The sequence below is a fragment of the Amycolatopsis sp. lyj-108 genome (assembly GCF_046549005.1).
In the GTDB taxonomy this organism is placed as follows: Bacteria; Actinomycetota; Actinomycetes; order Mycobacteriales; family Pseudonocardiaceae; genus Amycolatopsis.
The window spans coordinates 450,257-467,870 of sequence record NZ_JAJPWQ010000003.1; the positions used below are offsets into that span (position 1 = coordinate 450,257).

Below are 17,614 nucleotides of genomic sequence, written 5' to 3' on the forward strand. Positions count from 1 at the left end.
GCCCCGGCCCGGTCTCCAGCCGGGAGAATTCGAGAACCCCCATGAGCGAACCCATCCTCGAACTGAAGCAGCTGAACAAGAGCTTCGGGCCGGTCCACGTCCTCCACGACGTGGACTTCAACGTGCGGGCAGGCGAGGTCACCGCGCTGGTCGGCGACAACGGTGCCGGAAAGTCCACTTTGGTCAAGTCGATCGCCGGGATCCACGGCTACGACTCGGGCACGGTGAAGTTCCAGGGCGAACCGGTGAACATCCACGGCCCGCGTGACGCCGCGGATCTGGGGATCGAGGTCGTCTACCAGGACCTCGCCCTCGCCGAGAACCTCGACATCGTGCAGAACATGTTCCTCGGCCGGGAACGCGGCAGCAAATGGCTGCTGGACGAGGCCAGCATGGAGAAGGCCGCCCGCGAGACGCTCGCCTCGCTGTCGGTCCGCACCGTGAAGTCCGTCCGCACGCCCGTTTCGGCCCTCTCGGGTGGGCAGCGGCAGACCGTCGCGATCGCCAAATCCGTGCTGTGGGACTCGAAGGTGGTCCTGCTCGACGAGCCGACCGCCGCGCTCGGTGTCGCGCAGACCCGTCAGGTGCTCGACCTCGTCCGCCGCCTCGCGGAGCAGGGCCTGGGTGTGGTGCTGATCAGCCACAACATGGCCGACGTCTTCGAGGTCGCCGACCGTATCGCGGTGCTCTACCTCGGCCGTCTCGTCGCCGAGGTGCACACCAAGGACGTCACCCACGGCCAGGTCGTGGAACTGATCACCGCCGGCCGATCCGGCGACCTCGGCCTTGCCCGCCCCGAAGCCGCCGTCCTCTAGAACCAGGCGAGAAAGAACCGGAAATGACTGAGACACCCGCAAAGCCCGCCTCGCCGGAGGGGGGCAAGCCGACGGCAGCCGCGCTCAACCCGTCGGCGGCCATCACGGACTTCGGCATCGACACGACATCGATGTCAACGCGCGAGGCGGTCGGTGACTACTTCTCCCGGCTCAAGGCGGGGCAGCTGGGTTCGCTCCCGGCGCTGCTCGGCCTGCTCGTGCTGGTGATCGTGTTCGCCTCGCTGTCGGACACCTTCCTGACGATGAACAACATCGCGAACCTGATGGCACAGGGCGCCGGCAAGGCGATCATCGCGATGGGCATCGTGTTCGTCCTGCTGCTCGGCGAGATCGACCTGTCCGCGGGTACCGCGTCCGGCGTCACCGCCGCCGTCCTCGCGATGCATTACGTGCGCGACGGAAACCTGTTGGGCGGCATGGGGAACGGCGTGTTCATCGCGTTCCTCGTTGTGCTCGCGATCGCCGCGCTGCTCGGCGTGATCCTGCGGATCTGGGCGGGTGTCGGCTTCGCCGTGCTCGCCATCGCGCTGGTGCTGTCGGGAGCCGCGGCCAACCCGTGGATCGAGATGCTGCTCGCGGTCAGCGTCGGTGGCGCGATCGGTGTGCTCACCGGGTTCCTCGTCTCGAAGATCGGGATGCCTTCGTTCGTCGTGACGCTGGCGCTCTTCCTTGCCTGGCAAGGTGTCATCCTCCAGTTCATCGGTGAGGGCGGCACGCTCGGCATCAGCACCTCGGACGTGTTGTTCAAGGTCGCCAACGGCAACCTGTCCACCATGGGCAGCTGGATCCTCTTCCTGATCGCGGCCGGTGGTTTCGCCGCGGTGTCACTGGGCCAGCACTTCTCCCGGCTCAAACGCGGCCTGGTCACCCAGCCGACGCCGATGGTGCTGTTCAAGGTCGGCGCGATCGGCGTGGTCGCCGCGATCGCGACCTATCTGCTGACGCTGAACCGCGCGCCGAACCCGAACATCGTCATCTCCGGCGTCCCGTACGTCGTGCCGATCGTGCTCGGCCTGCTGGTACTCGGCACCTACGTGCTCAACCGCACGCAGTACGGCCGCCACATCTACGCGGTCGGCGGCAACCGCGAGGCGGCGCGGCGCGCCGGTATCAACGTCGAGAAGATCCGCGCTTCGGTGTTCGTCATCTGCTCGGCGGTGGCGGCGATCGGCGCGATCGTCTACTCGTCGAAGGTCGGTTCGGTCGACCCGCAGGCCGGTGGCCTCAACACGCTGCTGTTCGCGGTCGGTGCCGCCGTCATCGGTGGTACGTCGCTGTTCGGCGGCAAGGGCCGGGTCGTCGACGCGGTGATCGGTGGTCTCGTGCTTGCGGTCGTGGAGAACGCGCTGGGCCTGTTGAAACAGTCGGCGGCGGTGGTCAACATCGTCACCGGTTTGGTGCTGCTTCTCGCGGCCACGGTGGACGCGCTGTCCCGGCGCCGCGCGGCTGCGTCGCCGCGCTGAGTCCGCATGGAATGATGAAGCCCGTGACCAGCACACCCGTTGCACGACCAGACGAGGTGCGCAGGCACAACCGCACGACCTTGCTCCGGTTGCTGCACGTCAGCGGCCCGAGCACCAGGGCGACCCTGGCCACCGAGCTGGGGCTCAACCGCAGCACCATCAAGACCCTCGTCGACGGCCTCGCGGAAGCGGGGGTCGTCGAGGAGCGGGTCCCGAGGCCGGGACGAGGGGCGGGCCGCCCCTCGCTCCTGGTCCTGCCGCAGCCGCACGCGGCGGTGGTGCTCGCGGTCGACCTCCAGGTGGAACACGTGGCGATCGCGCTGGTCGGGTTCGGCGGCCAGATCCTCGGGCGCAACAGCTGGAACCTCCACGGCCGGATGCGGGAGGCAGGCGAGGTGATCACGCATGTGATCGAGTCGACCGCCGTGCTGGCCGGCGACCTCGGTGTGCAGCCGATCGCCGCGGGGGTGTCCGTGCCCGGTGTCGTCCGCCGGGCCGACGGGCACGTCCACGAGGCGCCCAACCTGCGCTGGACCGACGTGGCGCTCGGGGAACGGCTGGGCGGTGTGCTGCGTATTCCGATCCTGGTCGGCAACGACGCCGAACTGGGTGCCATCGCCGAACACCTGCGTGGCGCCGCGCGGGGCTCGTCCGACGCCGTGTACGTCTCCGCCGACGTCGGTGTCGGGGGAGGGATCATCGCGGACGGCTCGGCGCTGCGCGGCGGCGCCGGGTACGTCGGCGAGATCGGGCATATGGCGATCCGGCCGGGTGGCCGTCCCTGTTACTGCGGTTCCAGCGGCTGCTGGGAGACCGAGGTCGGTGAGGCGGCGCTGTGCCGCGCGCTAGACCTGCCGGAGGACACCCCGCGCGGGGCGATCATGTTCGAACTACGCGAACTGGGCCGGGACCCGCACGCGGCCGAGGAGCGGCTCTCGGAGTTCGCGGAATGGCTGACGCTCGGCCTGGTGAACGTGGTCAACCTGCTCGGCCCGCAGCTGGTCGTGCTGGGTGACCTGCTCACCGTGCTGCCCGAGTCGGTCGTGCGGTCGGTGGCGGCCGAGGTCCGGCGGCGGAGCCTGGTCAGCCGGGCCGTGGGCGGGACGCAGATCGTGAGCTCGGCGCTCGGTGCCGACGTGAAGCTCCTGGGTGCGGCCGAGGCCGCCTTCGAGATGATCCTGGACACGGTTTAGGGCTCACGCGAGTGCTAGGAAAGGACCGTTCCTTGCAAATTTTGCAAGGAACGGTCCTTTCCTGGCACTCGGTGACCGAGAGTCACTCGGGTTGGTTCACGAGGCCGGACAGCAGGGCCACCAGGGCGGCCAGGGCTTTCTCCTTCGCCGCTTCGGGGTCTTCGGCGTGCGCGATCATCAGCGCCGCTTCCGCGCAGGCGCTCAGCGTGAGTTGCGCCAGTTCCGGGATCGGCGCCTCGATCAGCAGGCCGTCCGCGGCGGCGGCTTCCAGGATCTCCGTGATCAGGCCCAGCCCGTACCGGTTCTCCAGCTCGCGCCATTCCTGCCAGCCGAGGACGGAGACGGCGTCCGTGAGCGCGATCCGCACCACCTCGGGCCGCAGGCACAGGTCCAGGAACCGGCTCAGCGCACCGAGCGCGGCCGACCACGGATCCTCCGTCGCCCGCAGGACGGTCCGGAGTTCCTCGGTGATCTCCGTTTCGATCTGCTCGATCACGGCGCGGAACAGGCCCTGTTTGTCGCCGAAGTGGTGGTACAGCGCGCCGCGGGTGACGCCCGCCGCCCGGACGATCTCGTCGGCGGGCACGGCGGCGTAACCCTGGTCGGCGAACAACGTCCGCGCCGCCGTGATCAGCGCGGCCCGCGTCGATCGCGAGCGTTCGGTCTGGCTACGTCGTGGCGTGGGCACGCAGGAATTCCACCATCACGGCGCTCAGCCGCTCCGGTTGGTCCTCCGGCACGAAGGCGTAGGAGTCCTCGATCGTCTTCAGTTCGGCGTTCGGCAGGACCCCGGCGAGCTTCTCGCCCAGCCACAGCGGGAAGTGCCGGTCTTCGGGCGCCCAGGCCAGCAGGACGGGTTTCCCGAAGGCGGGCAGCCGCTCGGCGGCGGTCAGGGTGTACCGGTTGTCGACCCCGGCGAGGAACCGCGCCAGGTCTTCGCGGATCGCCCGGTCACGGCGACTGGGCAGCAGGTAGGCGTCGAGGATATGGCCGGGGACAGGGTGTTTCGCCAGCCAGAGGAAGTCCGTCGCCTTCAGCAGCCATCGCCAGCGCAACGCCTGGATCATCGCCGGGACGCCGCCGGGCAGGCGCGCCAGCGTGTTCAGCCCCTTGAACATCGGCGGCAGGAAGCGCTCGAAGGAATCCGACGGGGTCAGCACGACCCGGCCCACCCGTTCCGGGCTCGTGGTCATGAGCAGCTGGGTGAGCGCCCCGCCGGTGTCGTTCGCGACCACGGTGACGTCGGTCAGGTCGAGCACCTCGAGGAAGCGCGCGATGAGCGCGGCGACGCCGGGCGGGCTCAGGTCCGCGTGGGGGACCGGGATCTCGTGCGAGCCCAGCGGCCAGTCCGGGGTCAGGCAGCGGAAACCGGCGTCGGCGACCGCGGGGGCCACCTTCCGCCAGAGCAGGCCGTTGGTGAGCAGCCCGTGCACGAAGACCACGGGAGGGCCTTCGCCGCGGTCGCGGTAGCGGATGCGGGCGCCGCCGAGGTCGGCCTCGTGCACCTCGCCGAGGAGGTCGCTGGTCGTCATGACAACTAACATACATGCTGTCTGTATGTTTTTGAAGCCGCGCGATGGCCGTGGGCGCACCGATCGAGCCCCAGGACCCCTGAGACAAAACAGGGCGGCCGGCGCGCTCCATGGGGAGCGGCCGGCCGCCGGGTGGTCGTGTACTGGTGGGCTACCGCTGAATGTCCGCGGACATTTCCTTGAGCTTCGTTTCGTGTGCGCGGGCGTGGTGACCACAGAAGAGCAACTCGCCACCGGTGCTGAGAATGGCCCGAACCTGGGCTGCAGCTCCACACCGGTCGCATCGGTCGGCAGCGGTCAGTTCGGGGCGGGTGAGCGTCGGTGAAGTCATTGGAGTCTCCCTCCGTCCCGGCACCGGTGGCCCGGTGCCATCGATCCAGCTACGACCACTTCGGCACTGATGCCGGCAACGTTCGTTCCCGGCTCCGCCGTGTTCGTGCTTCCACTCTTCCAGACGTTTGGCGACCCGCAAGTGTTCCCGTGCGGGTGTCTCATTTGTCACTGGTAATTACCTCGTATGCCGTAGCGTAATCACGCAACGTAGGAGAAGACTCCCCGCCGAACCGCCTTTTCCCACGTCAGGCACCATGCAGGCGTGGGTATCGCAGTCGTCCGGAACCGCGTTTCGAGTGTGCCGGCGCCGGTCTTGTTCGTTCTCAGCGGAATTTCCATGTACGCCGGTGCGGCCGTCGCCGTAGGTCTCTTTTCGGTCGCCTCACCCGCGGGGGTGGCCTGGCTTCGCTGCCTCGGGGCGGCGGTGGTCCTCCTGGCGTGGCGCAGGCCACCTCGCTCGGCGTGGACCGGGCGCACGTTCTTGCTCGCGGGTGCTTTCGGCATCGTCACCGCCGGGATGAACGTGCTCTTCTACGAGGCGATCGCGCGGTTGCCGCTCGGCACCGCGGTCGCCCTCGAGTTCACCGGACCCGTGGTGGTGGCGGCGTTCGGTTCGCGCACCCGCCGGGACGTCTTCGCGCTGCTGCTGGTGGCGGCCGGGGTGATCGCCATCGCGGACGTCCGGCTCGAAGGCAGCCTGCTCGGTGTGCTGTTCGCGCTGGCCGCGGCGGCCGCCTGGGCCGGGTACATCCTGCTCGGGAAGCGGGTCGCCGTCGGCGGGAACGGGATCGACGGGCTGGCCGTCGGGTTCGCCGTCGGGACCGTGGTGCTGTCGCCGCTGGCGTTCGGCACCGGCGCGGTGTGGGCTTCGTCACGTCTGCTGCTGTTGGGCATCGGGGTGGGCGTGCTCTCGACCGTCGTGCCGTACGCGCTCGACCAAGTGGTCCTCCGCAAGGCAGGGCGGGCGCGGTTCGCGCTGCTGCTGGCGTTGCTGCCGGTCACGGCGGGGCTGATCGGCTTCCTGTGGCTCCGGCAGGTCCCGACGCTGCCCGAGGCGATCGGCACGCTGGCCGTCGTCGCCGGGGTGGCGCTTCGTTCGCCAGGGAAACGCGATGGCCCGGCACCTTCCTGAGCGGGATACTGACCAGTCTGTGGCGCTTCGAGCACCAGGAGGACACGTGGCCGAGATCCGGCGGGCCGGTACCGTCGAAGAGGTCGTCGCCGCCCAGCACCTGTTCGACGGCCCGGCGCAACGGGCGGCGTCCGAGAAGTTCCTCGCGGCGGAGGAGAACCATCTCCTGATCGCCTACGAGGACGGCGAACCCGCGGGGATGATCACCGGCACCGAGGTGACGCATCCGGACAAGGGCACCGAGATGTTCCTCAACGAACTCGACGTCAGCCCGGACTACCAGCGCCGCGGGATCGGCCGTGACCTGGTCGACGCGCTGGCCGGGATCGCGCGGGAGCGCGGCTGCCGCGGGATGTGGGTCGGGGTCGAAAGGGACAACGAGGCCGCGCTGGCGACCTACGCTTCGGCCGGGGCGTCGAACGACGGACCGTTCATCATGCGGTCGTGGACGTTCGAAGACTGATGTCCTCCGGAATCGACGGCGACCGGACGGGGCTGTCCGGCCGCCGCTGGCTGCCCGGCGGCGAGCATCTCGTCGCCGTCGCGCGGGCCGAATTGCCGCAGAAGGACGGGCTCGCCGGGCCGTTCACCGCGCTGGCCGCCCTGCGCGCGGCGGGCTTCGACGTCGCGGGCCAGGACGAGGTCGCGGCGCTGGCGGGCACCACGCCGGAGGGGCTGTCGCGGGCGATCGGGACGCTGTCGGGCGGACGGCTCGCCGCGGTGCCCGCCACCGGGAACTGGGCGCCGCAGTCGGTGTTCATGCTCCTTGCCGCGTTGTGGCGGCTGCCGAGGGTCGCGTTGATCGCGGAGGTCGACCCGGCCGAATTCGGCGCCCACGACACGCCGGTGCGAGCGCTGCTCGACTACCTCGACACCGGTATCCCGCCGCTGTGGTCGTCCCGCTGGCGTCCGCCCGCCGGGCATTTCGTGCTGGCGACCGGGATGCGCATCGGCGCCGAAGGAACCTTGGTGTCCGTTATGGACGGTTATCCGTCCTTGGGGGACAACGGATTGCACGACCAGCCGGTGGAATGGATGGCCGCGGCGCTGAAGCGGATGCTGATCGTGGTGGACGACGCCGACGCCGAGGCCGCCCTCGGCGCGATCACGACGGCAGGTCTGTGGAGCTGACTTCGTCCTTCGCGAAGCGCGAATGCCTGCGCCCGTAAAAGACGTAGATCAGCAGGCCGAGCAGCAGCCACGCGGCGAACCGCAGCCAGGTCATCACGTCCAGGTTCAGCATCAGGTAGAAGCACGCCAGCGCTGCCGCGATGGGCAGGTAGGGCGAGAACGGCACGGTGAACGGGCGCTCCAGATCCGGACGGCGCTTGCGCAGCACCGGGACGGCCACCGCGACGATGATCATCGCCGACAGCGCGCCGATGCTGACCATGTCGGCGAGTTCGGAGATCGGCACGAACGCGGCCAGCACCGCGATCAGCACGGCACCGGCGACGGTCATCCGGTGCGGGGTGCCCCAGCGCGGATGCGCCGTGCCGAACTTCTTCGGCAGCAGGCCGTCGCGGCCCATCGCGAACCCGATCCGGCCGATCGTCACCAGTTCCACCATCATCACCGACGTCAGCCCGGTGACCGCGCCGAGCGAGATCAGCGCGCCCACCCAGTGCTGCCCGACCCGGTCGAAGGCGTCGGCGAGCGGGGCGCCCGCGTCGATCTCGGCGAACGGCACCATCCCGGTCAGCACCAGTGAGACACCGATGTAGAGCAACGCGCAGATCCCGAGCGCGCCGAGGATGCCGACCCGCAGATCGCGTTTCGGGTTCACGGTCTCCTCGCCGAGGTTGGCGAGCGCCTCGAAACCGGTATAGGCGAAGAAGACGACAGCGGCGGCCGTCACCATTCCGGCGATTCCGTAGACGGACTGTTCGAGCCCGAGCGCGGCTTGCACGATCGGCTGATGCAGCGTGCTCGCCGTCTCCGTCGGTGCCTGCGCGGGTGGGATGAACGGCGTCAGGTTCTCGCCGCGGATGTAGAACACGCCGACCGCGAGGATCAGCACGCACACCGCGACCTTGACCAGCACGAGCAGATTCGTCACCCGCGCCGATTCCTTGATCCCGAGGACGGCGATCACGGTCAGCACGGCGATGATCGCGACAGCGCCGACGTTCACCTTCGCGTCTTCCCCGAACCAGTCGGGGGAGAGCCCCATCAGATTCGCGAGATAGCCGGACCACCCGCGTGACACGACGGCCGCGCCGAGGGCGAACTCCAGCAGCAGATCCCAGCCGATGATCCAGGCGAACGCCTCGCCGAGGGTGGCGAAAGCGTAGGTGTAGGCGCTTCCCGCCGTCGGCACGCTGGAGGCGAGTTCGGCGTAACAGAGGGCGGCCATCCCGGCCACGACGGCGCCGAGCACGAACGAGAGCGTGACCGACGGGCCCGCGTGGGTTTTCGCTTCGACCCCGGCGAGGGTGAAGATCCCGGTCCCGATGATGATGCCGACCCCGAAGCCGACCAGGTCCCGTCCGTGCAGACGGCGTTTCAGCTCACCGGAATCCTGCCGTTTGAGGACCTCGTCCACGTCCAGAGTTCGCCGCATGAGAGGTCACGCTAGAAGAACACCGGCCACCTCGCAGATCGGTGCGGATTCACCTCTCCAGCACGACACCGTTCTCCTGGGCGAGGATCGCCGCCTGCACCCGCGACCGCAGGTCCAGCTTCGTCAGCACCCGCGAAACGTGCGTCTTCACCGTGGTCTCGCCGATGTGCAGCCGTGTGCCGATCTGCGCGTTCGACAGGCCGCCGCCCAGGCACGCCAGCACTTCGCGCTCGCGTTCGGTCAGGTCTCCGAGCCCGGCGGGGACGAGGGAAGGCTCGCGCGTCCCCGCCGCGAAGGCGGCGATGAGCTTCCGCGTGACCTGTGGGGCGAGCACTCCTTCGCCCGCCGCGACCAGCTTCACCGCTTCGATCAGCCTCGCCGCCTCCACCGACTTCAGCAGGAACCCGGCCGCACCCGCCCGCAGCGCGGCGTGGACGTACTCGTCGAGATCGAAGGTGGTCAGCACGAGGACTTCGCACAGCCCCTCCGCGGTCAGTTCCCGCGTGGCCGCGATGCCGTCGACGCCGGGCATGCGGACGTCCATCAGCACGACGTCCGGCTTCAGCGCCTTCGCCTGGCGGACGGCGGTGGCGCCGTCCGCGGCCTCGCCGACCACCTCGATCCCCTCGGCGTTCCCGAGGATCATCATCAACCCGGCACGGATCGCGCCGTGGTCGTCGGCGACCAGGACTTTGACGGTCAAGACCCCTCCAGAGGCAGTTCGGCGCGGACCAGCCAGCCGCCGCCGGACGGCCCGGCGGCGAGGGTGCCGCCCACCGCGGCGGCGCGTTCCCGCATGTTCAGCAGGCCGAGTCCGGTCCCGCCGTCGTCGAGGCGGCCCGGCTGAAGATCATTGCGCACCTCGACGGTGAGTATGCCGCCGCGTGAGCGGATGTCGAGGACCGCGCGTCCGCCGGGGGCGTGTTTCACCGCGTTGGTCAGCGCCTCCTGCGCGATCCGGTACGCGGTCAGATCGACCGCGGCCGGCAGCGGGGACGACGGGTCCGGCACGGAACCGAGCTCGACCTCCAGCCCGCTCGCCCGCGCCGATTCGACCAGTTTGGACAGTTCGGCCAGCCGCGCGGGCGCCGTCGGCTCGATCTCGGTGTCCGCGCGCAGCAGCCCGATCATCGCGCGCATCTCGTCCAGCGCGCTCACACTGTTCTCCCGCACCGATTCCAGCACCTTCCTGGACAGCTTCGGGTCGGCGGTGGCCATCGACAACGCGGCCTCGGACTGGATCGCGATCGCCGAAAGATGCCCGGCGATGACGTCGTGCAGATCCCGCGCCATCTTCGAACGCTCCCCGGCGACGGCGGCCCTCCGGTCCAGTTCGCCGATCGTCGCCAGCTGGACCGCGTTCGCCCGTTCGTTCTCGGCGATGTCCCGCTGCTGCCGCACGTTCGCCGCCCACCACACCGGGGTGACGAGGAACGGCAGGAACGCGAACGCCACCAGGATCGCCGTCCGCCACTGCGAGGAGAGGACGAGCGCCAGGCAGATCACCGCGAGCGTCCCGATCGCGGCGATGCCGATCATCACCCTGCTCATCCGCCGCGAGCCGTAGAGCGTCGTCGCGTAGAGGAAGTCGGTGAAGACGACGAGGATCGGCAGCGAGGGACTGATCGCCACGTCCACGGCGACCACGACCAGCGCGCCGAGCAGCGCCCACGGGACCTTGCGGCGCAGCATCTCCAGCGCGCACAACGCGGTCAGCTCGGTCAGCCGGATCCACAGTGGCGTCGAGTCCGGGCCGTTGAGCAGCACCTGCGTGCCGCTCAGGTAGACCAGGACGCCGATGAGCCAGGTGCCGAGCGCGATGACGAGGTCCTGCTTCCACAGCGGAAGATGACTCAGGCGCGGGACCAACGTGGGCACCACTCCATCCCAGCACACCGGAGCGGGCGGCGGGGTCCTACGAACTGATGACGATCCTCTCCTGCCCTTCACCGACGCGCCGGACCGCCGTCGGGGGCGAAGCTCGGAGGGTGAACAAGATCTGGGACTTTTTCGCGGAGAATCCGATGGCGGCGGTGATCGCCGCCGGGGAGATCGGTTTCTGGGTCGCCATCGGAGCCGGCCTGCTGGCCCGTTACCTGCTCCGGCTCAAGCGGACGAGCACCGTGCTACTGGCCCTCACCCCGGTGATCGACATCGTGGTGCTGGTCGCGACCGTGCTCGACCTCCAAGGCGGCGGCAAGGCGAACTTCGTGCACGGCCTCGCCGCGGTGTATCTCGGCTTCAGCGTGGTGTTCGGGCCGTCCATGATCCGGTGGGCCGACGTGCGGTTCGCGCACCGGTTCGCGGGCGGGCCGCCCCCGCCGCCCAAGCCGAGGGGACGGGAGAAGGCCCGCGTCGAATGGCGTGAGTGGGGCAAATGCGTACTGGCGTGCGGGATCGCCGCCGCCGTGCTGCTGGGACTGATCTTCCTGGTGGGCAACGGCGAGCAGGTCGCGCCGTTGTGGGGCTGGTTGCCGCGGCTGGGGGTCGTGACAGCCATCTGGTTCGCCACCGGGCCGCTGTGGCAGGAGCTTTCACCCAAGAACGACGACCGGGTTTCGGAAGGGACACGACGATGATCGAACTACTGGGGATCCTCCTGCTGGTGCAGGGCGGGGGAGGACTGATCAACCGGCTGCTGGGCAGTACGAATCCGAGCTGGTTCGTCCAGCTCCACCTGCTCCCGCCGGGGATGCACGTGGTGGCGAGCGCGCTGATGGTGGCCGCCGGAGTGGGGTTGCTGTTCGCCGAGCGCGCCCGCAAGCAACGCCGGCGCTCGTAGCGGGATTACCATGGGGGCGTGGCCACCGGGCCTGTCGCGCTGTACACCGTTGTCGCCGTGGCGCCGTCGGTTCTCTTCTGGTGCGCGCTGAAAGTGCCCGCCGTAGTGCGCCGGTGGCGGCGGCGCCGGGAACCGGAGGCGCCTGCCGGGCCGCCCATCGAGAAGCTCGCCGCCGATCTCCGCCGGGTGCACCGGCTGCTGGCGGAACTTCCGTCCGGCGCTTCCGCCGTCCGCCGGTACGGCACCAGGCAGGCGTACGACGCGCTGCTCGTCCAGGCCTGCCGGGAGGTCGAGGTCGACCACCGGCTGGACGAACTACCGGAGGGCTTCGACCGCGCGATCGAACGGTTGCGCGTCGAGGAATCCCTGGCCGAGCGCGGGCTTTCGGTGTCCTGACGCGGGTTTGTATCGAATGTATACGCGCGGCCGGGAGGCTCGCGGACATGAAGAGGCTGGGACTTCTCGCTTCACTGCTGCTGGTGTTCGCGCTCATCCCCGGGGTCGCCTCCGCCGCGGCCGCCTTCCCGAAGATGGACGCGGCCACGGTCGACGGCTTCCGCTGGACGTCCGGTTCGACCTTCGACACCTACAGCGCCCGGATCGCCGCGCTGGAGAAACACCTCCCGCCACGCGGACTGCCGGAGATCCTGTCGTCGGCCAACCGGAAGGCGCGCCCGCTGTGCCACGGCACGTATCTCGCGGCGGCGCTGAAACCGGCGGGATTCTGCTGGGAGGACGCCAATGACGACAAGACCAACGACTGGATCCCGCAGGGGCTGACCGGTTCCGGCGACGCCGACGCGGCGACCGGGAAGGTCGGCGGGAAACGGGTCGTGGCGGCCTCCTGGCACACCCCCGGCGACACCATGGTCCGGCTGTCCTTTGTGGACGCCACCGGACTCGGCTACCGGCACGTGCTGCTCGTGGAACCGACGTCGAACGACAACTTCGCCGTCGTGCAGGGGCACGGCCACGGGATGACCTGGATCGGGAACCGGCTGTTCGTCGCGACCACCGGGGGAGTGGTGCGCGTCTTCGACACGACGCACTTCTGGAAGGTCGACGACAGCTCCGGCGTCGTCGGGAAGGGCCCGGACGGCAAGTACCACGCGGCTTTCTACGACTACGCGATGCCGCAGATCGGCGCGTACTGGTACCCCGGCGGTGGCACCTGCACCAACGCTCCCGGGACGCGGCCGTGTCTCGCGACGATGTCGTTCGACCACAGCGACGGCTCGATCGTGACTTCGGAGCACATTCCGAACGCCGCGGGCGGCCGGGTGCTGCGGTGGCCGTTCGACCGCGCGACCGGTCTGCCCAAGGTGTCGGCCGACGGGACCGTGCACGCGAAGGAAGGGTTCGTGTCACCGGTGTGGGGCATGCAGGGAGCGGTGGCGCGCAACGGGTATTTCGTGATGACCGGCGTCTGCCCCGAGTACGCCGGGGTGGCGGGCGACCATCCGTCGTGCCTGCACGGCGGGGTCGGCGGGACCTCGACGTCAAGGCTGAGCGGCAGGGCGCCGGTGAACTCGCAGAACCTGTCGTACTGGCCGGCGACGGGGGAGCTGTGGCTGATGAACGAGCAGCTCCGGGAGCGGGTGACGGTGCACGTGCCGTGGACGACCCTGACCGGCAGGCCCTGACACGGCTCAAGAGTGGCTAGCACCGGCGATGTCACGCGTGACTGGACGGACGACACGACCGCGGCCGGGTTCCGCTTCGTGAGTCAGGCTGGTGGTGGGGTGAAGGTTCCCTTCGCCGCGTCTGATGCGGCGAAGGGAGCCTTCACCCCACGCCACCTTTGCCTCACCCCTCAATAAGAGACGGTTGGTTCCTGACCGGCTAGCCACTCACGAGATCAAGGGGCGAAGTCCCAGCGCGTGGCGCCGTGCGGTTCGGCACCGGCCACGCCGATGGCGCGGTGCAGGGTGAGGCGGTACAGGTACCAGGGCGGCGGTCCCGCGCTGGGCGCGCTGAAGGGGGCCGTGAGCGCGTCGCCCTCCACCGACGCGGGCCAGCCGCCCGTCCGGTAGACCGCCGCCACCCGCTCCAGCGTCGCCGGGTCGGTGACCCGGTGCGCCTCACCCTCCAACGTGAGGTCGATTCCCCGCAAGCGCACCGAAACCGCGCACGCCGGGTTCGCGGCAAGGTTGCGGGACCGGCGGGTGCCCGGCCCGCCTTTGAAGTACAGGGCGTCGTCGACCCAGACGGCACCGACACCCGCCGAATGCGGACGTCCGCCGGGGCGCACGGTCGTCACGAAGAAGGTCAGGTCGGCGGTGGGCGTGTCCTCGGCGAGGATTCCGCGCGGACGGCTCCACGGCAGCTCCGCGGAGCCGTAGCGGTCGAGGTTCCTGGTCGAAATCGGGTTCGTCGTCATACCCACGCGTCGAACGGGCGAGCCGCGATTCGACACCGGACGCGAAAAACCCCGCCACCGAACGGTGACGGGGTCTTCCGTGAGCCTGGGATCAGTCCAGGTAGTCGCGCAGCACCTGCGAACGCGACGGGTGACGCAGCTTCGACATCGTCTTCGACTCGATCTGCCGGATGCGCTCACGGGTCACCCCGTACACCTGGCCGATCTCGTCGAGCGTGCGCGGCTGGCCGTCGGTGAGACCGAACCGCAGCCGCACCACACCCGCCTCACGTTCGGACAGCGTCTGCAGCACCGACTGGAGCTGGTCCTGCAGCAGCGTGAACGACACCGCGTCGACCGCGACGACGGCCTCGGAGTCCTCGATGAAGTCACCGAGCTGCGAGTCGCCCTCGTCGCCGATGGTCTGGTCGAGCGAGATCGGCTCGCGGGCGTACTGCTGGATCTCGAGGACCTTCTCCGGGGAGATGTCCATTTCCTTCGCGAGCTCTTCGGGGGTGGGCTCGCGACCGAGGTCCTGCAGGAGTTCACGCTGTATGCGGCCGAGCTTGTTGATGACCTCGACCATGTGCACCGGGATACGGATGGTGCGGGCCTGGTCGGCCATCGCGCGGGTGATCGCCTGACGGATCCACCAGGTGGCGTACGTGGAGAACTTGTAGCCCTTGGTGTAGTCGAACTTCTCGACCGCACGGATCAGACCGAGGTTGCCCTCCTGGATCAGGTCCAGGAACGCCATGCCACGGCCGGTGTAGCGCTTGGCGAGCGAGACCACGAGCCGGAGGTTCGCCTCCAGGAGGTGGTTCTTCGCCCGCTCACCGTCGCGCACGATCCACTTGAGGTCGCGCCGCATCTGGGTGACGAGTTTCTCGCCCTCCTCCTCGGCGTTGCGGACGCGTTCGGCGGCGTAGAGCCCGGCCTCGATGCGCTTGGCGAGCTCCACCTCCTCCTCCGCGTTCAGCAGGGCGACCTTGCCGATCTGCTTGAGGTACGCACGGACCGAGTCGGCCGAAGCGGTGAGCTCGGCGTCCTTGCGGGCCTGGCGCAGCGCCTCGGACTCTTCCTCGTCCCAGACGAAGTCCGGGTTGTCGGAGGTCTTTCCGGCGTTCTTGTCGGCCGTCGTGCGGCGCCCGCGCGGGGGCGTCTCTTCGACGTCCTCCTCGGACTCCGCGTCCTCTTCCGTGTCTTCGGTGACCGTCGCGTCGACGACGTCCACCTCGACCTCTTCCAGGTCGGACAGATCCGGGGTTTCGAGGTCGGCTTCGTCGAGCTCTACCGGACCGTCTTCCGGATCGCCGTCTTCGGTCTTGGCACCCTTGGTGGTGGGTTTCTTGGCCGGAGCCTTCTTCGCCGGGGCCTTCTTCGCGCCTGCCGCCTTGGCGGCGGTCTTGCGCGCCGCGGGCTTCGCCGCGTCGGTGGCTGCCTCGTCGGCCGGCTCGCCGGCTGCGGTCGCTGTCTTCGTCCCGCTTCGGGTTGCGGTTCTTGCGGCTGCCACTTACGCCCTTTCGCAGCGGTCGATCATGACGAGCCGAGGCGTGATGGTCTCGGCTGCCTCAAACTTCGGGGAACACCCCTCGGCCTGCGGTTTCCCTCGTTCTCGTGGGTGCCGCCGCCGTGGGCCGTGTTCCATTGTAACGACGATACGTGACAGCGTCGCGGCGCGGACCACCACCCGGCGGGCGCGACACGCCGTGCGACCCGCCGAAGTGACATCCGTGGGGCGGATGTCAGCGTGAGTGCGTCAGTGCTCGATGCCCTCGGCGGCGGCGGCCGCCGCGCCGACGATGCCCGCGTTGTTCTGCAAGGACGCGACGATCACCGGCGTGCGGATGTCCAGCAGCGGGACCCATTTGTGCGACTTCTTGCTGACCCCGCCGCCGACGATGAACAGATCCGGCCAGATCAGGTTTTCCAGCACGGAGAGATACCTGTTCACCCGTTCCGCCCATTCGGGATACGAGAGGTCCTCGTTGTCCTTCACCGACGCCGCGGCCTTCTTCTCCGCGTCGAAACCGTCGACCTCGATGTGGCCGAATTCGGTGTTGGGCACGAGCTTGCCGTCCTGGAAGACCGCGCTGCCGATGCCGGTGCCGAAGGTCAGCAGCGCCGTCACACCGCGTTTCGCGATCGGGTCGCCCCAGCGGATCTCGGCCATTCCGGCGGCGTCGGCGTCGTTGAGCATCGCGATGTCGTCCACGCCGCGGCCGAGTCGTTTCGCGAACAGGGCGTCGGCGTCGGTGCCGATCCATTTGCGGTCGATGTTCGCCGCGGTGTGCGCGACGCCCTTCTTGACCACCGCGGGCAGGGTGACGCCCACCGGGCCGTCCCAGCCGGCCTGGCCGGTGATCTCGGCGACGACGTCCGCCACCGCCTCCGGGGTCGACGGCTTCGGCGTGTCGATGCGGATCCGGTCGCCGATCAGCCGTCCCTCCGCCAAATCGACCAGCGCGCCCTTGATCCCGCTGCCGCCGATGTCGATACCGAAACCTCGGGTCGCCTCCACCACGGACGTGGTCCCTTCTCGCACGATTCAGAAGCCTGCCTCGGAGACTTTAACCGGATGTGGTGACATGGCGGACGTGGGAGTTGACGAGACGTTGCTGAAGAGTGTCGCCGAGCGTGTCGCGGGCGAGGCGGCCGAACTGGTCCGCGAGGCCTGGACCGGGATGAACGCGGGGCGCGAGGTACGGGTGGACACCAAGTCCGCCGACACCGACGTGGTGACCGCGGTGGACCACGAGTCGGAACGGCTGGTGCGCGCCCGGCTCGCCGAACTGCGCCCCGAAGACGCGGTGCTCGGCGAAGAGGGTGGCGGGATCGCCGGCGACGGGGTGACCTGGGTGGTCGACCCGATCGACGGGACGGTGAACTTCCTCTACGGGCTGCCGTGGTTCGCCGTGTCGGTGGCCGCGCAGGTCGGCGGGGTGTCGGTGGCGGGCGCCGTCGTCGAACCGGTCAGCGGCCGCCGCTGGACCGCCGCGCGCGGGCAGGGCGCGTTCCTCGACGGGCGGCGGCTGTCGGTCAACGCCCCGCGGCGGCTCGATCTGACCCTCGTCGGCACCGGGTTCGCCTACAAGGTCGAACGGCGGACGAAGCAGGCCCGGTTCGTCGCGGAACTGGCGACCAGGGTGCGGGACATCCGGCGCAACGGGGCCGCCTCGCTCGATCTGTGCGCGGTCGCGGCGGGCTGGCTGGACGCCTACGTCGAACACGGCCTCGGGCACTGGGACTGGGCCGCGGGGGCGCTCATCGCCGCCGAGGCGGGTGCCCGGGTGTCGCTGCCGGGGGAGGACGCCGAACTGGGGCCGGACGCGACTTTCGCGGTGGCGCCGTCGATCGAGGCTCCGTTGCGTCAGGCGCTGCTCGACTCGGGTGTGGGCGCTATCTGAGCCTCACCGTGCGC

20 protein-coding genes are annotated in these 17,614 nt (G+C 69.5%); 11 read left to right on the forward strand and 9 right to left on the reverse strand.

What is annotated here, in order from left to right; translation table 11 throughout:
* Positions 1–41: 41 nt before the first annotated feature.
* The 3 genes from ACLJO0_RS13740 to ACLJO0_RS13750 are packed head-to-tail and all read left to right on the forward strand — an operon-like array spanning position 42 to position 3,492.
* Positions 42–815 carry an ATP-binding cassette domain-containing protein gene (locus ACLJO0_RS13740; protein ID WP_125793637.1) on the forward strand — a complete coding sequence of 258 codons (774 nt, stop codon included), beginning with the start codon at positions 42–44 and terminating at the stop codon, positions 813–815.
* A gap of 23 nt (positions 816–838) precedes the next feature.
* Complete coding sequence (locus ACLJO0_RS13745; RefSeq protein ID WP_125793638.1) at positions 839–2,299, forward strand: sugar ABC transporter permease; 1,461 nt, start codon at positions 839–841, stop codon at positions 2,297–2,299.
* An 11-nt stretch (positions 2,300–2,310) separates the two neighbouring features.
* The gene (locus tag ACLJO0_RS13750) at positions 2,311–3,492 is read left to right on the forward strand and encodes an ROK family protein (RefSeq protein WP_410578901.1); all 1,182 of its coding nucleotides are present in this window, start codon (positions 2,311–2,313) and stop codon (positions 3,490–3,492) included.
* An 82-nt stretch (positions 3,493–3,574) separates the two neighbouring features.
* Here ACLJO0_RS13750 and ACLJO0_RS13755 read toward each other — a convergent pair whose 3' ends face one another.
* The 3 genes from ACLJO0_RS13755 to ACLJO0_RS13765 form a co-directional block, all read right to left on the reverse strand.
* Positions 3,575–4,180, reverse strand: coding sequence for a TetR/AcrR family transcriptional regulator (locus tag ACLJO0_RS13755; protein ID WP_410578903.1), 606 nt, complete (start codon positions 4,178–4,180; stop codon positions 3,575–3,577).
* Complete coding sequence (locus ACLJO0_RS13760) at positions 4,161–5,024, reverse strand: alpha/beta fold hydrolase (protein ID WP_410578905.1); 864 nt, start codon at positions 5,022–5,024, stop codon at positions 4,161–4,163. The genes ACLJO0_RS13755 and ACLJO0_RS13760 overlap by 20 nt, the downstream gene beginning before the upstream one ends.
* 151 nt (positions 5,025–5,175) lie before the next feature.
* On the reverse strand, positions 5,176–5,355 hold the full coding sequence (locus tag ACLJO0_RS13765) for a hypothetical protein (protein ID WP_016332937.1): 180 nt from the start codon (positions 5,353–5,355) through the stop codon (positions 5,176–5,178).
* Between the two features lie 339 nt (positions 5,356–5,694).
* On the opposite strand from ACLJO0_RS13765, the gene ACLJO0_RS13770 reads away from it, so the two are divergent.
* The 3 genes from ACLJO0_RS13770 to ACLJO0_RS13780 are packed head-to-tail and all read left to right on the forward strand — an operon-like array spanning position 5,695 to position 7,620.
* Positions 5,695–6,489 carry an EamA family transporter gene (locus ACLJO0_RS13770; RefSeq protein WP_410579299.1) on the forward strand — a complete coding sequence of 265 codons (795 nt, stop codon included), beginning with the start codon at positions 5,695–5,697 and terminating at the stop codon, positions 6,487–6,489.
* Between the two features lie 46 nt (positions 6,490–6,535).
* Positions 6,536–6,952 (forward strand): GNAT family N-acetyltransferase, encoded by a 417-nt coding sequence (locus ACLJO0_RS13775; RefSeq protein ID WP_125793642.1) that lies wholly within the window; start codon positions 6,536–6,538, stop codon positions 6,950–6,952.
* Complete coding sequence (locus ACLJO0_RS13780; RefSeq protein ID WP_410579300.1) at positions 6,952–7,620, forward strand: DUF6885 family protein; 669 nt, start codon at positions 6,952–6,954, stop codon at positions 7,618–7,620. Before ACLJO0_RS13775 ends, ACLJO0_RS13780 begins: the two co-directional genes overlap by 1 nt.
* On the opposite strand, the gene ACLJO0_RS13785 is transcribed toward ACLJO0_RS13780, so the two are convergent.
* From ACLJO0_RS13785 to ACLJO0_RS13795, 3 genes are all read right to left on the reverse strand, one after another.
* Positions 7,595–9,034: an APC family permease gene (locus ACLJO0_RS13785; RefSeq protein ID WP_410579301.1), complete on the reverse strand. Its 1,440-nt coding sequence runs from the start codon at positions 9,032–9,034 to the stop codon at positions 7,595–7,597. The genes ACLJO0_RS13780 and ACLJO0_RS13785 overlap by 26 nt on opposite strands.
* Before the next feature lie 67 nt (positions 9,035–9,101).
* Positions 9,102–9,755: a response regulator gene (locus tag ACLJO0_RS13790; protein ID WP_125780244.1), complete on the reverse strand. Its 654-nt coding sequence runs from the start codon at positions 9,753–9,755 to the stop codon at positions 9,102–9,104.
* Positions 9,752–10,930 carry a sensor histidine kinase gene (locus ACLJO0_RS13795; RefSeq protein WP_410578908.1) on the reverse strand — a complete coding sequence of 393 codons (1,179 nt, stop codon included), beginning with the start codon at positions 10,928–10,930 and terminating at the stop codon, positions 9,752–9,754. The genes ACLJO0_RS13790 and ACLJO0_RS13795 overlap by 4 nt, the downstream gene beginning before the upstream one ends.
* Before the next feature lie 110 nt (positions 10,931–11,040).
* Here ACLJO0_RS13795 and ACLJO0_RS13800 point away from each other — a divergent pair, with 110 nt between their 5' ends.
* From ACLJO0_RS13800 to ACLJO0_RS13815, 4 genes are read left to right on the forward strand one after another with little or no spacing between them, the layout of a single operon-like run.
* Positions 11,041–11,631, forward strand: coding sequence for a hypothetical protein (locus tag ACLJO0_RS13800; RefSeq protein WP_410578910.1), 591 nt, complete (start codon positions 11,041–11,043; stop codon positions 11,629–11,631).
* Positions 11,628–11,834, forward strand: coding sequence for a hypothetical protein (locus tag ACLJO0_RS13805; protein WP_125780250.1), 207 nt, complete (start codon positions 11,628–11,630; stop codon positions 11,832–11,834). Before ACLJO0_RS13800 ends, ACLJO0_RS13805 begins: the two co-directional genes overlap by 4 nt.
* An 18-nt stretch (positions 11,835–11,852) precedes the next feature.
* Positions 11,853–12,230, forward strand: a complete 378-nt coding sequence (locus ACLJO0_RS13810) for a hypothetical protein (protein ID WP_125793645.1) — start codon at positions 11,853–11,855, stop codon at positions 12,228–12,230.
* Positions 12,231–12,277: 47 nt separating this feature from the next.
* Positions 12,278–13,477 carry a hypothetical protein gene (locus ACLJO0_RS13815; protein ID WP_410578913.1) on the forward strand — a complete coding sequence of 400 codons (1,200 nt, stop codon included), beginning with the start codon at positions 12,278–12,280 and terminating at the stop codon, positions 13,475–13,477.
* Positions 13,478–13,692: 215 nt separating this feature from the next.
* Here ACLJO0_RS13815 and ACLJO0_RS13820 read toward each other — a convergent pair whose 3' ends face one another.
* The 3 genes from ACLJO0_RS13820 to ppgK form a co-directional block, all read right to left on the reverse strand.
* Positions 13,693–14,214: a pyridoxamine 5'-phosphate oxidase family protein gene (locus tag ACLJO0_RS13820; RefSeq protein ID WP_410578915.1), complete on the reverse strand. Its 522-nt coding sequence runs from the start codon at positions 14,212–14,214 to the stop codon at positions 13,693–13,695.
* 91 nt (positions 14,215–14,305) lie between these two features.
* Complete coding sequence (locus ACLJO0_RS13825) at positions 14,306–15,706, reverse strand: RNA polymerase sigma factor (protein ID WP_125793648.1); 1,401 nt, start codon at positions 15,704–15,706, stop codon at positions 14,306–14,308.
* A gap of 246 nt (positions 15,707–15,952) precedes the next feature.
* Positions 15,953–16,714 (reverse strand): polyphosphate--glucose phosphotransferase, encoded by a 762-nt coding sequence (gene ppgK, locus ACLJO0_RS13830; protein ID WP_199748983.1) that lies wholly within the window; start codon positions 16,712–16,714, stop codon positions 15,953–15,955.
* 67 nt (positions 16,715–16,781) lie between these two features.
* Here ppgK and ACLJO0_RS13835 point away from each other — a divergent pair, with 67 nt between their 5' ends.
* Entirely contained in the window at positions 16,782–17,600 is an 819-nt protein-coding gene (locus ACLJO0_RS13835) for an inositol monophosphatase family protein (RefSeq protein WP_410578917.1), read from the forward strand.
* The last annotated feature ends 14 nt before the right edge of the window (positions 17,601–17,614 follow it).